This window comes from Anaeromyxobacter sp. SG66 (assembly GCF_022690805.1).
Taxonomy (GTDB): domain Bacteria; phylum Myxococcota; class Myxococcia; order Myxococcales; family Anaeromyxobacteraceae; genus Anaeromyxobacter; species Anaeromyxobacter soli.
The window spans coordinates 1-16,659 of sequence record NZ_JALCZC010000052.1 but is presented as its reverse complement, the minus strand read 5'-3'; the positions used below and the strand labels follow the sequence as shown (position 1 = coordinate 16,659).

Sequence of the window (16,659 nt, the reverse complement as noted above, 5' to 3'; positions counted from 1 at the left end):
ATCGCGGTCCGTCTTCAGGCGACCAGCTTCGCGAGCGAGGACGGCAGGACGAGCTTGCCCTCGATCGCGCCGCGGAAGCTCTCGCGGGTCTCCGCCGCGATCTCGTGGGCGTCGCGGGCGAGGACGTACCGCCGCGCGGTGCGCTGCTTGAGCTGCTTGCGGAGGTCGCTCGCGAGCCGGATGTTGCGCGCCCCGGTGGCGTCCGCGCGGGCGGCCTGGCAGCGCTCGCCCTCGGTGAGCAGGCCGAGGATCGCCTCGAGCGCGAGGCCGTTCGTCTCGGTGACGAGGTCCGGCTCGAGCACCAGGTTCCGCTCGGGCGCGAGCAGCGAGCGCGACACGTGGTGGAACCGGGTCATGCGCGCGCTCGCCAGGAGCGAGCGGAAGAGCTGCTTCGAGACGCCGAAGGGGAGCACCGACGCGCCCGCGAGCGTCCGGTCCAGGAAGGCGTCGTGCTCGCGCAGCGCGCGGGTCGAGACCTGCCGGGCGAGCCGCGACAGCGTCCGGTCCATGCGCTGGTCGTAGCGCAGCTCCCAGTAGGCGTGGCGCGTGTTCGTCTTGTGGAACGAGGCGACCGTCTTGAACGGGACGTAGTAGTTGTGGGCGACCGTGTCGGCGGAGAGGTGGGCGAGGAAGCCGAGCGCGAACGCCTGCTCCGCGCCGGGCTTCGCTTGCTTGAAGACGTTGAAGCCCACGCGCCAGTTGTGACAGTGGTACAGGTACCTGGCCATGTTCTTGCCGACCACGATGTCCGCCGCGAGCGACCCGTACAGGAAGTCGTGGCCGAAGTCCTGGAGCAGGCCGCGCATCGAGGGCTGCACCGCGCCGAGGCTGGCGAGCGCCTGCGCCGAGAAGCTGAGGTGCGCGAGCGGGCCCCACGCGTGGGCCTCGGACGGTAGGAACAGGACGAGCAGCGCGACGACGGCAAGTGGCAGGGTGGCGAGCAGGCGCTTCGTGGTCATCTGGTCGGGATTCTAGGTTCCGGATCAGTCGCGTCGCAACGCGCGGATCCGTATTTCTCGTGGGGTCGAGCGGCCGTGAGCAAGCACGTCGGGCAGGGGAGCGAGGAGCTCGCGCGAGTCGCCGAGGAGGCGCTTCGCCACCTCACGTGGCTGCGCTCCGCGGGCGTCGCCGAGATCCCCGAACCGGTGTTGCCGCCGTCCACCTCGAGGGAGCCGCCGCCGCAGGGAGCGATTCGAGCCGCCCCGACCGCCCCGGCCGCGCCACCTCCTCCCGGCGTGGGGAGCTCGCCGGCGCCCTCCGAGGGCGAGTACTCCCTCGCCGGCAAGGGGTGCGGCAGCCCCGCGCTGCTCGCGCTGCGGCAGGACCTCGGCGAGTGCACGCGCTGCAAGCTCGCCGGAGGCCGGACGCACCTCGTGTTCGGCGTGGGCAACCCGCAGGCGGAGCTGATGTTCGTCGGCGAGGGGCCGGGGGCCGACGAGGACGCGCAAGGAGAGCCCTTCGTCGGCAAGGCGGGGCAGCTCCTCACCCGGATGATCGAGGCGATGGGCTTCCGGCGCGAGGACGTCTACATCGCGAACGTGGTGAAGTGCCGCCCCCCCGGGAACCGCAACCCCGAGCCGGACGAGATCGCGGCGTGCGAGCCGTTCCTGCGCCGGCAGATCGACGCCATCTCACCGAAGGTGATCGTCGCGCTCGGCAAGTTCGCGGCGCAGACCCTGCTCCGCGACCCGACGCCCATCAGCAGGCTCCGCGGTCGCTGGTCGACCTACGGCGGCGTGAAGCTCATGCCGACGTTCCACCCGGCCTATCTCCTCCGCAGCCCGGAGGAGAAGAAGAAGGCGTGGGAGGACCTGCAGCTCGTCATGAAGGAGCTCGGGCGGCCCACGCCGCGGAGGTAGCCATGCGCCTTCTCTCGAGAGCGCGCCTCACCGTCGCGGCCACGGCCGCGATCGCGGCGGCGCTCGCGCTCGCCGCCCCCGTCGCGCCGCCCGCTGCCGGCGCGCAGCGGGTGCTCACGCTGGAGATCCGCGGTCCGATCACCGGCGGGACCGCGGAGTACGTCGAGGCGGGGCTCGCGAAGGCGCGCGAGGGCGGCTACGCGGCGCTCGCCGTCACCCTCGACACGCCGGGCGGCGCGCTCGACGCCACCCGCGAGATCGTGCAGGCGATGCTCGCCTCGCCCACCCCGATCGTCGTGTGGGTCGGCCCCGCCGGCGCGCGGGCGGGCTCGGCGGGCGTGTTCCTCACGCTCGCCGCGGACGTCGCGGCGATGCACCCGACCTCCAACATCGGCGCCGCCCATCCGGTGACCGGCTCCGGCCGCGACGTCGCGGAGGAGGCCGGCAAGGACATGGCGAAGAAGGTGGAGAACGACACCGCCGCCTTCGCGCGCAGCGTCGCGGCCGCCCGCGGCCGGAACGCCGACTGGGCGGAGCGCGCGGTCCGCGAGAGCGTCGCCATCACCTCGGCCGACGCGGTGAAGCAGCGCGTCGTGGACTTCACCGCGCCGGACCTCCGCTCCGCGCTCGACGCCGCGGACGGGCGCAAGGTGAAGACCTCCGCCGGAGAGAGCACGCTGCGGACCCGCGGCGCCGCGCTCGAGCCCTACGAGAAGACGCTCCGCCAGAAGCTCCTGTCCTTCCTCGCCGACCCGAACGTCCTCGCGATCCTCATGCTCGTCGGCACCCTCGGGATCGCGCTCGAGCTGTACCACCCCGGCTCCTTCGTGCCGGGCGTCGTCGGCGCGTTCGCGCTCTTCCTCGGCTTCATGGGGATGCGGGTCATCCCGGTGAACGCGGGCGCGGTGATCCTCCTGCTCGTGGGGGCGGCGCTCCTCGTCGTGGAGGCCTACGTCACGACCCACGGCCTCGCGGGCCTCGGAGGGACGGCGTGCCTCGTGCTCGGCCTGCTCTTCTTCGTGGATCAGGCCTCGCCCGACTACCGCTTCGCGCCGGGCGCGCTCCGGATCTCCCCCTGGATCGTCTGGCCCACGCCCATCGCGGTCGCGCTCGCGCTCGGCTTCATGGCCTGGAAGATCGCCGCGACGCGGCGGCGCCCGCTGCAGCTCGGGGCGCCCGGCCTCCTCGGCAGCGCGGGCGAGGCGCTCTCGGACGTCGGCCCGGCCGCGGGCGAGGTCTTCGTCCACGGTGAGTACTGGCAGGCGCGCAGCGCGCTCCCGATCCCGAAGGGGGCGCGCGTCCGCGTCGTCGCGGTCGACGGTCTCACCGTGAAGGTGGTCGCGGAGGCGGCCGCCGCGGGATAGTAGGGCCACGCTGCGAAGCAAGCCGCTCCACGAACGGTCCTGGAGGTCCAGACGTGCCGCTCATCGGAATCGCCATCCCCATCGCCGTCGTCCTGCTCTGGTTCCTCTCCGGCATCCGGATCATCAACGAGTACGAGCAGGGCGTGATCCTGCGGCTCGGCCGGTTCGCCGGCATCCGCACCGCGGGGCTCAAGTGGATCATCCCGTTCATCGACCGGATGATCATCATCGACATGCGCATCACCGCGGAGCAGGTGCCGCCGCAGGACGTCATCACGCGGGACAACGTCTCCGTGAAGGTGAACGCGGTCATCTACTTCCGCGTGCTCCAGGCGGACCGCGCCTTCCTCCAGGTGACGGACTTCCTGTTCGCGACGAGCCAGTTCGCCCAGACGACGCTCCGCTCCGTGCTCGGCCAGGTGGAGCTCGACGACCTCCTCAGCCAGCGCGACAAGATCAACCGCCAGCTCCAGGAGATCATCGATCGTCACACCGAGCCGTGGGGCGTGAAGGTCACCGCGGTCGAGGTGAAGCAGGTGGACCTCCCGGACGAGATGCGGCGCGCGATGGCGAAGCAGGCCGAGGCGGAGCGAGAGCGGCGCTCGAAGGTCATCGCGGCCGAGGGCGAGTACCAGGCCGCCGAGAAGCTCGGCCAGGCCGCCGACGTCATCGCCCGCTCCCCCGGCGCGCTGCAGCTCCGCTACCTCCAGACCCTCGTCGAGATCGCCGCGGAGAAGAACTCCACCGTGGTGTTCCCCCTCCCCATCGACCTCGTGAAGCCGTTCCTCGACCTGGGGAAGCTCCCGGCCGCGAAATAAGTCCGCGGCGCGCGCGTAGAGCGATCCGTCCCTCTGGGGAGAGAGGACCGGCGGGGGGTGTCCGGCGCACGGGCCGGGCATCCCTCGGCCGCTTTTCGTCCGATCGGGAGCCTCCATGCGCCTCGCCCTCGCGGCCGTCGCCGCCGTCGCCACCCTCTCCGCCGCCACGCCCGCCCTCGCTCGCGGACGCCTGGACGGCGACGGGAACGTCACCACCGAGCAGCGCGAGACCGGCGCCTTCGATCGCATCTCGCTGCGCGGCGCCGTCGACGCGGTCGTGAAGGTCGGTCCGCCACGCGCGGTGTCGGTCGTGGTCGACTCCAACCTCCAGCCTCACGTCCGCGCGCGCGTCGAGGGCAGCACGCTCGTGGTGGACACCGATGACGACGTCCGGCCGTCCCGCGAGGCGCGCGTCATCGTGACCGTCCCGGAGCTCCGGGCGCTCGAGACCCGCGGCTCGGGCGAGGCGGTCGTCGACGGCGGCAAGGGAGACCTCGCGCTCGACACGACCGGCTCGGGCGAGATCCGCTGGCGGGGCGAGGCGGCGCGGCTCGAGGTCACGACGAGGGGCTCGGGCGAGATCACCCTCGCGGGCAAGGCGGAGACCCTCGTCGGGCGCACGATGGGGTCGGGCGACATCCGCGCGCGAGAGCTCACCGCGCACGACGCCGACGTCCGTACGTCCGGGTCGGGCGCCGTGGAGCTGACGCTCGGTGGCGGAGCCCTCCGCGCGCGCACGAGCGGCTCGGGTGACGTGACGTGGCACGGCGAGGGGCGAGTGGAGGAGGCGAAGTCCGCGGGGAGCGGCAGCATCTCGCGCGGAGGCTAGTGGCTGGAATGCGAGAGGCCGCCCCGCGACGGGACGGCCTCTCGATGCCGGGACCCGCTCGTGCTTGAAGCGCTCAGCAGGAGCGGAGCAAAGACTGCTCGCCTCCGAGCCTGTCGAAGGGCGAGCGGTGGGCCGGGTCGACTCGAGCGATCAGCGCCATCAGTCCGCCGGCGGCGTGAAGGGCGGCGGCGGCACGTAGCAGCAGGTGCACGCGGTCGCGTCCTTCTCGTCGCAGATCCAGAGATCTCCCTGGCCCCACACGTGAACGTAGACGTAGTCGGAGTGGGGGTTACCCGATTTGCTGCCGGCCATCAGCTTCCAGCCCGGCGCCTTGCCGTTCGCCTCGGTGTACTTGATGGCGGTGCCGTCCGGGACGACGAGCGCGTCGATCTGCTCGCCGTCGCCGTTCCCGTCCTCGACGCCGCCGATGCCAGGGCACCCGTTGTAGAGCTTGAGGCCGTGCCCATCCGCCGACTGCAGGAGGAAGAAGCCGTCCGGATTCTGCGGCGTGGCCTCGTTCTTCGTGCCCGGAGCGGTCGACCACCCGCCCGGAACCCCATCGAACTTCTCGGGCTGCGCCGCCGGGTTCCACGTCTCGGGGCACGAGGGTGGCAGGTGGGCCGCCGCCAGGGTCGGTAGCGTCAGCATCGCGCCCATCGCACAGCCGAACACGCCCGTCCTCACTCGCTGACTCCAGTTCATCCCCCGACCTCCTCCGTTCGCCGGGTCTCCATGGCCCGTCGGCCCGAGGCTGTGCGTCGCGGAGGCCCGGCGCATCCCCCGCCGACGGCGACGCGCGGCGAATTCGACGGTCAGGTGGAGTTCATCCAAGGCGTGACCCCGGGCCATGACGCGAGACCGTGGGACTTCCCCTGCGGCGTCGCGCTCGCCGGGCTCCTGAGCGTCTTCCCATCGAGGAACGTGATGAGGGCCCGGGCAGGCGGGCGAAGGAGATGAGGCGCGCACCGCGCGCGGAGCCGACCGGCTGGCTGGGTCGAGATGGAGGACGGCGGCGCTCATGATCAGAGCTCCGCGACCACGTCTCCGTCCGGAGTCGTCCAGGCCCGGCTCATCACCGGGGTGTTGTGCGCGAAGCCGACCTCTCCGCGCGGTCCGACGACGATCACGCCGCCCTCTCCTCGCACGCGACGGCCGAGCGCGGCGATGGCCTCGCGCGCCGCGTCCATGGGCGTCGCGCCGCGACCGACGCGATCCGCGACGAAGCGCGCGAGCGTGAGCTGGATGATCCGCTCGCCATGGCCGGTACACGAGACGGCGGCGAGCGCGTCGTCGGCGTAGGTGCCGCAGCCGATGAGCGGCGTGTCGCCGACGCGGCCCGGGAGCTTCAGCTGCATGCCGCCCGTCGAGGTCGCGGCGGCGAGGTGTCCCCGCGCGTCGCGCGCGACCGCGCCGACCGTCCCGAACTTCTTCCCGGGCAAGGTCCCCGCGGGCCCGGTCCCGGCCGCAGCGGCGCGCGCCTCCTCCCATCGCGCGCGCTGGCGGGCCGTCACGAGCAGCGCGTTCTCGTACGGCGGGATCCCCGCCTCGCGCGCGAACGCGGACGCGCCCGGCCCGGCGAGCAGCACGTGCTGCGACCGCTCCATCACCGCGCGCGCTAGGGTCACCGGGTTCCGCACGTCCTTCACCACCGCGACCGCGCCGCAGCGGAGCGTCTCGCCGTCCATGATCGAGGCGTCGAGCTCCACGTCGCCCGCGGCGGTGAGGGTGGCGCCGGTGCCCGCGTTGTAGGTGGGGTCGTCCTCGAGCACCCGCACCGCGGTCTCCACCGCGTCGAGCGCGCTCCCGCCGGCGCGGAGCACCGCCTGGCCCGCCTCGCAGGCCCGGCGGACGCCCTCCAGGCGCGGGGCGTCGGCGCCCCCGGATGAGGCTGGGTCATCGGAACCGAGGCTTCCGGCTCCGCCGTGGACGATGATGGCGGGCGAGGCGGCAGGGGGCATGTCGGGGTCGGCAGGTTAGAGAGGGCGCCGCGCGCGGGCAAGGCCGGCGCGGTAAAGCTTCGGTTGGCGCGCCGGATCGGCGCATCCTATGTTCCCGGGCGCCCGGAGGTCCCTCCGGAGCTCCCGACGACGAGAGGTCATCAATGCCCGGACGCGAAGTGGTCATCGTGGGGGCGGCGCGTACGCCCATCGGCTCGTTCCTCGGCTCGCTCGCGAGCGTCACCGCCCCGCGGCTGGGCGCGACCGCCATCCGGGCGGCGCTCGAGCGCGCGGGCGTCGAGCCCTCGGCGGTGGACGAGGTCGTGATGGGGAACGTGCTGCAGGCGGGCGTGGGTCAGGCGCCCGCGCGGCAGGCGGCGCTCTTCGCGGGCCTCCCGGAGAAGACGCCCTGCTGGACGCTCAACAAGGTCTGCGGCTCCGGGCTCAAGGCGGTCATCTCGGGCGCGCAGGCGATCGCCCTCGGCGACGCCGAGGTGGTGGTGGCGGGCGGGATGGAGTCGATGTCGAACGTCCCGTACTACGACCGCGCCGCGCGCACCGGCGCGCGCATGGGCAACGTCGAGCTCGTGGACGGGCTCGTCCACGACGGCCTGTGGGACGTGTACAACCAGCAGCACATGGGCATGTGCGCCGAGGCCTGCGCGACCACGCAGGGCATCTCGCGGGCCGCCCAGGACGAGTACGCGCTCGAGTCCACCCGCCGCGCGATCGAGGCGTGGCGGAGCGGCGCCTTCAAGGCCGAGATCGTCCCGGTGGAGGTCGAGGCGAAGCGTGGCGAGAAGACGCTCGTCTGGGACGACGACGGGCCCAAGAACGCGAAGCCCGACAAGATCCCGGGCCTCCGGCCGGTCTTCAAGAAGGACGGCAGCGTCACCGCAGCGAACTCGTCGTCCATCAACGACGGCGGCGCCGCGGTGGTGCTCATGAGCGCCGAGCGCGCGGCGCGCGAGGGCCGCACCGTCCTCGGCCGGCTGCGCGCCTGGGGCGGGGCCGCCCGGGCACCGGTCGAGTTCACCATCGCCCCCGCGGACGCGGTGAAGCTCACGCTCGAGAAGGCGAAGCTCGCGACGAGGGACGTCGACCTCTGGGAGATCAACGAGGCGTTCGCGGTGGTGTCGATCGCGAACAACCGGCTCCTCGACCTGGACGCGAAGAACGTCAACGTGCGCGGCGGCGCGGTGGCGCTCGGTCACCCCATCGGCGCCTCGGGGGCGCGCATCCTCGTGACGCTGCTCCACGCGATGAAGGACCTCGGCAAGCACCGCGGGCTCGCGTCGCTCTGCATCGGCGGCGGCGAGGCGGTCGCGCTCGTGGTCGAGCGCTGAGGAGCTCCCATGAACAAGCTCGTCGAGTCGGCCGACGCGGCGGTGGCGGACATCCGGGACGGCGCGACCCTCATGGTCGGCGGCTTCGGCCTGTGCGGCAACCCGGAGAACCTCATCGCCGCGCTGCACCGCAAGGGCGTGAAGGACCTCACCGTCATCTCGAACAACTGCGGCACGACGGACCAGGGCCTCGGCATCCTCCTGAAGGCGCGCCAGATCCGGAAGATGGTCTCGTCGTACGTCGGCGAGAACAAGGAGTTCGAGCGGCAGTTCCTCTCGGGCGAGCTCGAGGTGGAGCTCGTGCCGCAGGGCACGCTCGCCGAGCGCATCCGCGCCGGCGGCGCCGGCATCGGCGGCTTCTACACCGCGACGGGCGTCGGGACGCAGGTCGCCGAGGGCAAGGAGACGCGGGTCATCGACGGGCGCGAGTACCTCCTCGAGCGTCCGCTCAAGGCCGACTTCGCGCTCGTGTACGCGTGGAAGGCCGACACCTGGGGCAACCTCCTCTACCGGAAGACGACGCGCCAGTTCGGCCCGATGATGGCAAGCGCCGCGAAGATCACGATCGCGGAGGTGGAGCACGTCCTCCAGCCGGGCGAGCTCGACCCCGACGCGGTCCACACGCCGAGCGTCTACGTGAAGCGCGTCGTGAAGGGCGAGCGGTACGAGAAGTGGATCGAGCGGCGGACGGTCCGTCCGCGGCCTTCCTGAGGAGGACCGAGACATGCCGCTCACCCGCGAGCAGATCGCCGGCCGCGTCGCCCAGGAGCTCCGCGACGGCTTCTACGTGAACCTCGGCATCGGGATGCCGACGCTGGTGTCGAACTACGTGCCGCCCGGCGTGGAGGTCGTGCTCCAGTCGGAGAACGGCATCCTCGGCGTCGGCCCGTATCCGTACGAGGGCGAGGAGGATCCCGACCTCATCAACGCGGGCAAGGAGACGGTGACCGTCCTCCCCGGCGCCTCGTTCTTCTCCTCGGCCGAGTCGTTCGCGATGATCCGCGGCGGCCACGTGGACCTCGCCATCCTCGGCGCGCTCGAGGTGTCCGAGCACGGCGACCTCGCCAACTGGCTCGTGCCCGGCAAGATGGTGAAGGGGATGGGCGGCGGGATGGACCTCGTCGCCGGCGCGCGGCGCGTGGTCGTGATGATGGATCACGCGACCAAGGACGGGCGCCCCAAGGTCCTGCGGCAGTGCGCGCTGCCCCTCACCGGCCGCCGCTGCGTCTCCGCCATCTGCTCCGACCGCGCCTGGCTCGACGTCACCCAGGACGGGCTCGTGCTCCGCGAGCTCGCGCCGGGCGAGACCGTGGACTCGGTCCAGCGGCTCACCGAGCCGAAGCTCATCGTCGCGCCGGACGTGAGGACGATGAAGGTCTGAGGCGGCGCTCACCCTTCGACGGGGAATCTTGGGCCCGCTCTTCACGCTCCTCACGGACTTCGGCGCCGGCTCCGGCTACCCGGCGCAGCTCAAGGCGGTGCTGCTCGCCGCGCATCCGGACGCGCGGCTCGTGGACGTGTCGCACGAGGTGCCCGCGTTCGACGTCCTGGCCGGCGCGCTCCTCCTCGAGGCGTGCGTGCCCTGGTTCCCGCCGGCGGCGATCCACCTCGCCGTGGTCGATCCGGGCGTGGGGACGGCGCGGCGCGCGCTGTGCGTCGTCGATCCCGCGGGGCGCCTGCTCGTCGGCCCCGACAACGGGCTCCTCACGCCCTTCCTCGGCGCGGGCGCGCGTGCGTTCGAGATCACCCCGGGCGTCGCGGTGCCGGCGCCGCGCAGCGCGACCTTCCACGGCCGAGACCTCTTCGCCCCCGCCGCGGCGTTCCTCGCCGCGGGTGGCGCGCCGGAGCGGCTCGGCCCCTCGCTCTCCGATCCGGAGCGGCTCGCCTGGCCCGGGGCGGAGCGCCGCGGCGGCGCCCTCGCCGGCGTGACGCTCGCCGCCGATCCGTTCGGGAACCTCGTCACCTCGGTGCGCGAGGCGGACCTCGCCGGCGCCGCGGTCGCGGAGGTGCGCGTCGGGGGGGAGCGCGTGCGCTTCGTGCGCACCTTCGGTGACGGCGCCCCCGGCGAGCTCGTCGCCTACGTGGGGAGCGGGGGCCGCGTGGAGCTCGCGGTGCGCGAGGGGAGCGCCGCGGCGCGGCTCGGCGCGCGCGGGGTCGGGGTGGAGCTCGTCCTCGCGTGAGCGCGTGAACGAATGGGCCTGCTGCACCTCGCGAAGGCCCCGATTCCTTCACGAGCTCTGGCGGGGTGCCGGTGAGGCGCACGCAGCGTCCTTGGCCGCCCCGATCGCTGCTGCTACAGTTTCGACATGCAACGCCCGCCGGGGAACAAGCGCAAGACCGCGCGCCTCCACCACGAGATCCCGGTGGCGTACCGCAGCGTCGGCAGCTTCCTCACGGACTGGGCCACGAACATCAGCCAGGGCGGGCTCTTCATCAACACCCGCAGCCCGCTGCCGGTCGGCACGGGCGTGAAGATCCTCATCCAGCTCCCCGGCGCGTCGTTCCCCTACCAGCTCACGGGTCGCGTCGCGCGGGTCACCGAGTTCGACAACCGCGTGAACCTCGTGCCCGGCATGGGGGTCGAGTTCACCGACCTCGACGACTCCAAGCGGAGCGACCTCGAGGCCTTCGTGAACCGGCTGCGCCACCAGCTCGAGGAGGCGTGAAGCCGCGCCTCTGCCCGCGCGAGCGCCGCGGTGACACCGGGCGCCGTCCGCGCTAACTCTCCTGGCCGTGCGAACCGAGCTCACGATCGACGACCTCGCCTCCGGCGGCGAGGGGGTGGGGCGCTCCGGCGCGCGGACGGTGTTCGTGCCGTGGACCGCCCCTGGCGATCGCGTCGTCGCCGACGTCCCCGCGGGCGAGGGGACGTCGCACGGGACGCTCGTCTCGCTCGAGGCCCCCGGCGCCGTCCGCGTCCCCGTGCCCTGCGTGCACTTTGGGCCAGGGGGCCTCTCGGAAGATCCCGATCGAGAGTGCGGCGGCTGCGAGTGGCTCCACGTCTCCTACGCCGCCCAGCTCGCCACGAAGGCGCGGACCGTCGCGGAGGCGCTGCGGCGCATCGCGCGGCTCTCGCCCGGCGCCTACGAGGCGCGCCCGATCCTGGGCTCCCCGTCGCCGCTCCGCTACCGCGCGCGCGCGAAGTTCCACCTCGACCGCGCGAGCGGCCGGCTCGTGTACTTCCGGCGGCGCTCGCACGCGCCGGTGCGGCTCCGCGAGTGTCACCTGCTCGACGAGCGCCTCGATGCGCTGCGCGAGGCCGTCGGGCCGGCGCTCGTCCGGGCGGGCCTCCCCGCGCGCGAGGTCGCCCTCGAGTGGTCCGCCTTCGAGGGGCGCGGAGCGGCGTGGCTCCTCCTCCCCGCGCTCTCGCCCGCGGTGCGCTCGCGCGTCGAGGCGCTCCTCCAGGCGGTGCCGGGGCTCGCCGGCGTGGTGCTGCAGGCCGAGGGTGCTCCGCCGGCCCTCGTGGGCGAGCCCGTGCTGCGCCACGCCCGGGTCCCGGGCGAGGCCGGCGCCGGGCTGCAGCGCTCCCGGCCCGACGTCTTCCAGCAGGCGAACCGCGGCGCGAACGCGCTGCTCGTCCGGGCCGCGCTCGACCTGCTCGCGCCCGACGGCCTCGACGTCCTCGAGCTGCACTGCGGGGCGGGGAACTTCACCGGTCCGCTCGCCGCGCGCGCCCGGGCCGTCGCGGCGGTGGAGGTCCAGGGGCCGGCGCTCGAGCTCGCCCGCGCCGACCTGGCCGGCGCCGGGAACGTCCGGTTCTTCGCAGGGGACGCGCTGAAGCTCGCGCTCGCGTTCGCGCGCGAGACCGGCCCCTCGGCGCGACGGTTCGGGGCGGTGCTCCTCGATCCCCCGCGGGAGGGGGCGAAGGGGATCGGGCCCGCGCTCCGGGAGCTCGGGGTCCCGCGCGCCGTCTACGTCTCCTGCGATCCCGCCACGTTCGCGCGCGATCTGCGCGCCTGCGTCGAGGCGGGCTTCCGGGTGGCGGCGGTGCAGCCGGTGGACATGTTCCCGCAGACGCACCACGTCGAGGCGGTGGCGCTCCTCACCGCGGCCCGCTGACCCTGCTGCGGGGACCCTGTCGCGGGGGGCGCTTGCGCGTCCGCGGTGACACGCGCATGACAGTCTCAGGCCACGCTCCCCACCCGCACGCCCTGGGAGAGAGCGAGAGCATGGACCGGAGACTTTCGATCGAGCGGTTCCCGGAGCGGACGCTGCCGCGGCTCATGGTCGCCGCCGCCCGTCGCGTCCCCGGGAAGGTCTTCATCCGGTACCTCGATCCCACGAGGCCCGACGAACCCCCGCGCGTCCTCACCTTCGGCGACTTCGCCGCCGGCGCGGGCCGCGCCGCCGCGTTCCTCCGCGACGCGGGGGTGGGCCCGGGCACGCGCGTCCTCCTCCTCGCAGAGAACTCGCCCGAGTGGCAGATGCTCGCCCTCGGGGCCCAGGCCCTCCGCGCCGAGCCCGCGACGCTGTTCGCGAGCCTCGCGCCCGAGCCGGTGCAGGGGATCGCGCGCCGCGTGCGGCCGCGCATCGCGTTCGTCGGCTCGGCGGCGCTCTGGGCCAAGCTCGCCCCCATCGCCGCCGAGCTCGCGGCCGCGGGGCTCGCGGCCATCGTCTCGGCCGAGCCGCTCGCGCCGGCCTCCGTGCCGGCGGGCGTCCGCACGGCGACGGTGGCGGAGGTGTTCGCGGGCGAGGGCCTCGACCTCGACGCGCTCGAGGCGCTCGCCCGCGCCGCGGGCGAGGAGGACCCGTTCCTCCTCCTCTTCACGAGCGGTACGACCGGGCGGCCGAAGGGCGTCCGCCTCGCGCAGCGCGCCATCGTGCACGCCATCGAGGGCGGTCACGTCGCCGTCGGCCGCACGCGGGAGGACGTCGGGCTCCACTTCCTCCCGTTCGCGCACGTCGCCGGGCACGATCAGTTCGCCCTCGCGCTGGCGGAGACGCACGGCCTCGTCATGCTCTCGCGCCGCGAGGACCTCGAGCGCGGGCTGGCGCTCGGCCCGACCTATCTGTTCTCCGTGCCGCTCGTCTACGAGCGGATCCGCGGGGCCGTCGAGGCGAAGCTCGCGGCGCTCCCCGGTCCGCTGCGCGCGCTCGCGAACGCGTCGCTCGCCGCCGCGGCGCGGGTCCGCGTCGACGGCGGGCGCTCGGCGCGCGATCGCGCGCTCACCCGGCTCGCCGACCGGCTCGTGGGGAGGGCGGTGCGCGCGAAGCTCGGCGGCCGGGTGCGCGGCCTCTTCTCCGGGGGTGCCCCCGCGGCGCCCGCCCTGTTCCGCTTCTTCGAGGCGCTCGGGATGCCGTTCGTCGAGCTGTACGGCATGAGCGAGACGGCCGGGCTCATCTCCTCGAACCTGTTCTCCGGCGGGCGCCGCGCGGGGAGCGCCGGCGTCGTCACGCCCGACCACGAGCTCCGCTTCTCGCCCGAGGGCGAGCTGCTCCTCCGGGGCCCGCTCCTCCTCACCGGCTACCTCGAGCGCGAGGACGAGCAGGGCGCGTACACCGAGGACGGCTTCTTCCGCACCGGCGACATCGGCCAGCTCGACGCGGAGGGGCTGCTCCGCATCGAGGGGCGCAAGAAGGACCTGATGGTGCTCTCGACCGGCAAGAAGGTGACGCCCGAGCCCATCGAGCTGGCCATCGCGTCGGCCGCGCCGTTCCAGGGGGCGATGCTGCTCGGGGAGGGGCGGCCGTTCGTGGCCGCGGCGGTGTTCGTCGCGGCGGAGGAGCTCGCGCGGATCGCGGCGGCAGGGAAGGACGCGGCCCAGGAGCTGCTCCCGCGCGCCCGCGCCGCGCTCGGCGCGTTCAGCGACTACGAGAAGCCGAAGCGGCTCGTGGTGATCCCCGGCTCGCCGCAGGATCACCCGGCGCTCATCACGCCCACGCTCAAGCTGAAGCGGGACGCGCTCGTCGCGTTCCTCGGCTCGACGGTGACGGACCTCTACGCGGCTCCAACGGGCAGCGCGTGAGCGACGGGGGCTGATTCGCGCGGCACCTCCGGCGTCGCGAGCCCCGATCCGTCCGTTCAGGCCAGGCGTCCTCGCGAGTCACCCCGCCGCGGGCGCCGCCGCCTGCCGCTCGGCGGCGGCGGCCCGCTCTATCGCCGCGAGCCGCTCCACGAGCACCGGGTGGCTGTAGTGCCACGCGCTGTACCAGGGGTGCGGGTGGAGGTTCGAGAGGTTCTCGCCGTTGAGGCGCACGAGCGCGGTCTCGAGCGCCTCCGGCGCGCCGGCGAGGCGCACCGCGTACCGGTCGGCCTCGTACTCGTGCCGGCGCGAGAGCCGCGCCGCGAGGGGCGAGAGCCAGAACACGAACGCGCCGCCCCCGAGCGACACGAGCGCCAGGGCGGCGTGCAGGCTCGGGCCCTCGAAGCCGAACGCGGCGTAGAGCGGCGGCCAGGGCACGAGGCGCGAGAGCGCGAACAGCAGGAGGAGGGTGCCTGCCGCGGAGAGCGCGAGCCGGCGCTGCACGTGGTGCGCGCGGTAGTGGCCGATCTCGTGGGCGAGCACGCTCGCCGCCTCGTCCACGCTCATCTTCTCGACGAGCGTGTCGAACAGCACGATGCGGGGACGGAAGATCCCGGTGAAGTAGGCGTTCGAGTGGCCCGAGCGCCGCGACGCGTCCATCACGTACAGCCCGCGGTGGGCGAACCCGGCCTCGCGCGCGAGCGCCTCGACGCGCGCGCGCAGCGGCCCGTCCGGCAAGGGCTGGAAGCGGTTGAAGATGGGGGCGATGATCGACGGGTACAGCCACAGCAGGACGAGCTGGATCGCCACGTAGAAGGCGAAGAGCCAGACCCACCAGAGCGCGCCGGTGAAGCGCATGAACCCGTAGGTCGCGTAGAGGAGGGGGACGCCGAGCGCCGCCTGGAGGGCGAGCGCCTTCAGGCGGTCCACGAGCCAGAGGCGCAGGGTCGTGCGGTTGAAGCCGAAGCGCGCCTCGAGCACGAAGGTGTGGAAGAGCGCGAACGGGAGCGCGGCCGCGGAGAACGCGAGGCTCAGCGCGACCAGGAAGGCGGCGAACCGGTGCGCGCCCTCGAGCCCCGCCGCCGCGAGCCCCGCGTCGAGCGTGGGGAGCACGCCGGAGAGCAGGATCGCGAGCGTGAGCGCGGTGGAGAACGCCCCGTGCGCGAGCGCGAAGCGACCGTTCGCGAGCGTGTAGGCGCGGCTCCGCTCGGCCGTCGCCTCGTCGACGCGGCCGGAGAGAGGCCCCGGCACCCCGCGCGCGCGGGCGACGTGGCGCAGGTTGAGCAGGAGGAGACCGGTCTCGACCGCGTACTGGATGGCGAAGAGGACGAGGAAGACGGGCAGGACCCACGAGGTCATCGAGGGTGGTGATACCGCGGCCGCGCGGGCGGCGCACCGCGTGTTCCTCCTCTCCCCCGCGAACAGCGGGGGCGAGCGCATGGCGCTCGTCCTCTCCCCGCGCGCCCGCTTCGCCCTCGCGCACGCGGTCCAGGGCGACGGCGCGCCCCTGGGGGAGGTCTTCGCCTTCGCGAGCGGCCTCTACTTCCGGGGCAAGCTCGCCTATGCGCGTGCGTTCGGACGTCCGCCGCGGGACGTCCCGGGCGCGCTCGTGATCGCCCCGGGGGCGGGCCTCGTGCCGGTGGACGCCACGATCCGGGCGGCGGAGCTGCGCGCCTTCGCCGCGGTGCCGGTGGACGCCGGGGACGCGCGCTTCCGCGCCCCGCTCGAGCGCGACGCGCGGCTCCTCGGCGAGCGGCTCGGGCCCGAGGGCGAGGTGGTGCTGCTCGGCAGCATCGCGAGCCCCAAGTACGTCGAGCCGCTGCTCGCCATCCTCGGCCGCCGCCTGCTGTTCCCGCAGGACTTCGTCGGCCGGGGCGACATGAGCCGCGGCGGGCTCATGCTGCGGGCCGTGCGCGCGGGCGAGGAGCTCGCCTACGCGCCGGTGGACGGCGCCGTGCGCCGCGGGGCGCGCCCGCCCCGGCTGCCGCGCCTGCCGAGAGCCCCCGCGGGATCCGGCGACGAGCCGGCCGGCTCCGGTTAGGATCGGCCGCGTGTACGCGCGCGTCGCCGAGTTCGCGGGGCTGCTCCGCACGAACGGGGTGCGGGTCTCGCCCGCCGAGGTCGCCGACGCAGTCGAGGCCGCGGCGCTCGTGGGTGCCTCGGAGCGCGGGAGCTTCCGCGCGGCGCTCCGCGCGACCCTCGTGAAGCGCTCCCGCGACGTGCCGGTCTTCGACGGGCTCTTCGATCTCTACTTCTCGGCGCTCGGGGGCGCGCTCGGGGGGCTCGAGCGCGGCGTCGTGGGCGAGCTCGACGCGCAGGGGCTGCTCGAGGGGGACGACCTCGAGCTCGTCGCGCGGACCATGGAGGAGCTCCTCCGCGGCATGAGCCCGCTCGCGCGCGCCGCGCTGGGCGGCGACCCGGCGCTGCTCGCGCGCCTCCTGCGCGGGGCGGCGCTGCAGGTCGACTTCGGCGCGTTCGCGAGCGCCGGCGCGGCCGGGTTCCAGGCGCGGCGGCTCCTCGCGGCGGCGGGCGGCGGCGCGCTC

General features: G+C 74.1%; 16 protein-coding genes and 1 pseudogene. 13 read left to right on the top strand and 4 right to left on the bottom strand.

Translation table 11 applies throughout. The features are described 5' to 3' along the window. Nucleotides 1-14: 14 nt before the first annotated feature. Nucleotides 15-959 (bottom strand): zinc dependent phospholipase C family protein, encoded by a 945-nt coding sequence (locus tag MNZ39_RS14655; RefSeq protein WP_242339781.1) that lies wholly within the window; start codon nucleotides 957-959, stop codon nucleotides 15-17. Nucleotides 960-1,034: 75 nt separating this feature from the next. On the opposite strand from MNZ39_RS14655, the gene MNZ39_RS14650 reads away from it, so the two are divergent. The 4 genes from MNZ39_RS14650 to MNZ39_RS14635 all read left to right on the top strand — a co-directional run bounded on the left by MNZ39_RS14650 (nucleotide 1,035) and on the right by MNZ39_RS14635 (nucleotide 4,870). Continuing rightward, nucleotides 1,035-1,859, top strand: coding sequence for a uracil-DNA glycosylase (locus MNZ39_RS14650; RefSeq protein ID WP_242339779.1), 825 nt, complete (start codon nucleotides 1,035-1,037; stop codon nucleotides 1,857-1,859). A 2-nt stretch (nucleotides 1,860-1,861) separates the two neighbouring features. Then, nucleotides 1,862-3,223: a nodulation protein NfeD gene (locus MNZ39_RS14645; protein WP_242339777.1), complete on the top strand. Its 1,362-nt coding sequence runs from the start codon at nucleotides 1,862-1,864 to the stop codon at nucleotides 3,221-3,223. A 53-nt stretch (nucleotides 3,224-3,276) separates the two neighbouring features. Further along, complete coding sequence (locus tag MNZ39_RS14640) at nucleotides 3,277-4,041, top strand: slipin family protein (protein WP_242339775.1); 765 nt, start codon at nucleotides 3,277-3,279, stop codon at nucleotides 4,039-4,041. 115 nt (nucleotides 4,042-4,156) lie between these two features. Next, complete coding sequence (locus tag MNZ39_RS14635) at nucleotides 4,157-4,870, top strand: head GIN domain-containing protein (RefSeq protein ID WP_242339773.1); 714 nt, start codon at nucleotides 4,157-4,159, stop codon at nucleotides 4,868-4,870. 159 nt (nucleotides 4,871-5,029) lie between these two features. Here the strand turns inward: MNZ39_RS14635 and MNZ39_RS14630 are convergent, their stop codons facing one another. Both MNZ39_RS14630 and MNZ39_RS14625 read right to left on the bottom strand, forming a co-directional pair. Beyond that, complete coding sequence (locus tag MNZ39_RS14630) at nucleotides 5,030-5,572, bottom strand: hypothetical protein (protein WP_242339771.1); 543 nt, start codon at nucleotides 5,570-5,572, stop codon at nucleotides 5,030-5,032. Nucleotides 5,573-5,892: 320 nt separating this feature from the next. After that, complete coding sequence (locus tag MNZ39_RS14625; RefSeq protein ID WP_242339764.1) at nucleotides 5,893-6,828, bottom strand: isoaspartyl peptidase/L-asparaginase family protein; 936 nt, start codon at nucleotides 6,826-6,828, stop codon at nucleotides 5,893-5,895. Between the two features lie 143 nt (nucleotides 6,829-6,971). Between MNZ39_RS14625 and MNZ39_RS14620 the strand changes: the two genes are divergently transcribed. From MNZ39_RS14620 to MNZ39_RS14590, 7 genes are all read left to right on the top strand, one after another. Further along, nucleotides 6,972-8,153 (top strand): acetyl-CoA C-acetyltransferase, encoded by a 1,182-nt coding sequence (locus MNZ39_RS14620; RefSeq protein ID WP_242339762.1) that lies wholly within the window; start codon nucleotides 6,972-6,974, stop codon nucleotides 8,151-8,153. Nucleotides 8,154-8,162: 9 nt separating this feature from the next. After that, nucleotides 8,163-8,864 (top strand): CoA transferase subunit A, encoded by a 702-nt coding sequence (locus MNZ39_RS14615; protein ID WP_242339755.1) that lies wholly within the window; start codon nucleotides 8,163-8,165, stop codon nucleotides 8,862-8,864. A 13-nt stretch (nucleotides 8,865-8,877) separates the two neighbouring features. Continuing rightward, nucleotides 8,878-9,534 carry a 3-oxoacid CoA-transferase subunit B gene (locus MNZ39_RS14610; protein WP_242339751.1) on the top strand — a complete coding sequence of 219 codons (657 nt, stop codon included), beginning with the start codon at nucleotides 8,878-8,880 and terminating at the stop codon, nucleotides 9,532-9,534. A gap of 28 nt (nucleotides 9,535-9,562) precedes the next feature. Then, nucleotides 9,563-10,333: an S-adenosyl-l-methionine hydroxide adenosyltransferase family protein gene (locus tag MNZ39_RS14605; protein WP_242339749.1), complete on the top strand. Its 771-nt coding sequence runs from the start codon at nucleotides 9,563-9,565 to the stop codon at nucleotides 10,331-10,333. 126 nt (nucleotides 10,334-10,459) lie between these two features. Further along, nucleotides 10,460-10,819 (top strand): TIGR02266 family protein, encoded by a 360-nt coding sequence (locus MNZ39_RS14600; RefSeq protein WP_242339746.1) that lies wholly within the window; start codon nucleotides 10,460-10,462, stop codon nucleotides 10,817-10,819. 67 nt (nucleotides 10,820-10,886) lie between these two features. After that, nucleotides 10,887-12,212 (top strand): class I SAM-dependent RNA methyltransferase, encoded by a 1,326-nt coding sequence (locus MNZ39_RS14595; RefSeq protein ID WP_242339744.1) that lies wholly within the window; start codon nucleotides 10,887-10,889, stop codon nucleotides 12,210-12,212. Nucleotides 12,213-12,322: 110 nt separating this feature from the next. Further along, nucleotides 12,323-14,119 (top strand): AMP-binding protein, encoded by a 1,797-nt coding sequence (locus tag MNZ39_RS14590; protein ID WP_242339742.1) that lies wholly within the window; start codon nucleotides 12,323-12,325, stop codon nucleotides 14,117-14,119. A gap of 78 nt (nucleotides 14,120-14,197) precedes the next feature. Here the strand turns inward: MNZ39_RS14590 and MNZ39_RS14585 are convergent, their stop codons facing one another. Beyond that, the gene (locus MNZ39_RS14585; protein ID WP_242339740.1) at nucleotides 14,198-15,475 is read right to left on the bottom strand and encodes a M48 family metallopeptidase; all 1,278 of its coding nucleotides are present in this window, start codon (nucleotides 15,473-15,475) and stop codon (nucleotides 14,198-14,200) included. On the opposite strand from MNZ39_RS14585, the gene MNZ39_RS14580 reads away from it, so the two are divergent. Further along, nucleotides 15,432-16,157: a hypothetical protein gene (locus tag MNZ39_RS14580; protein WP_242339738.1), complete on the top strand. Its 726-nt coding sequence runs from the start codon at nucleotides 15,432-15,434 to the stop codon at nucleotides 16,155-16,157. The two genes, MNZ39_RS14585 and MNZ39_RS14580, sit on opposite strands and share 44 nt — an antisense overlap. 10 nt (nucleotides 16,158-16,167) lie before the next feature. Beyond that, a pseudogene (locus MNZ39_RS14575) lies at nucleotides 16,168-16,659 on the top strand (hypothetical protein); the annotation flags it as partial.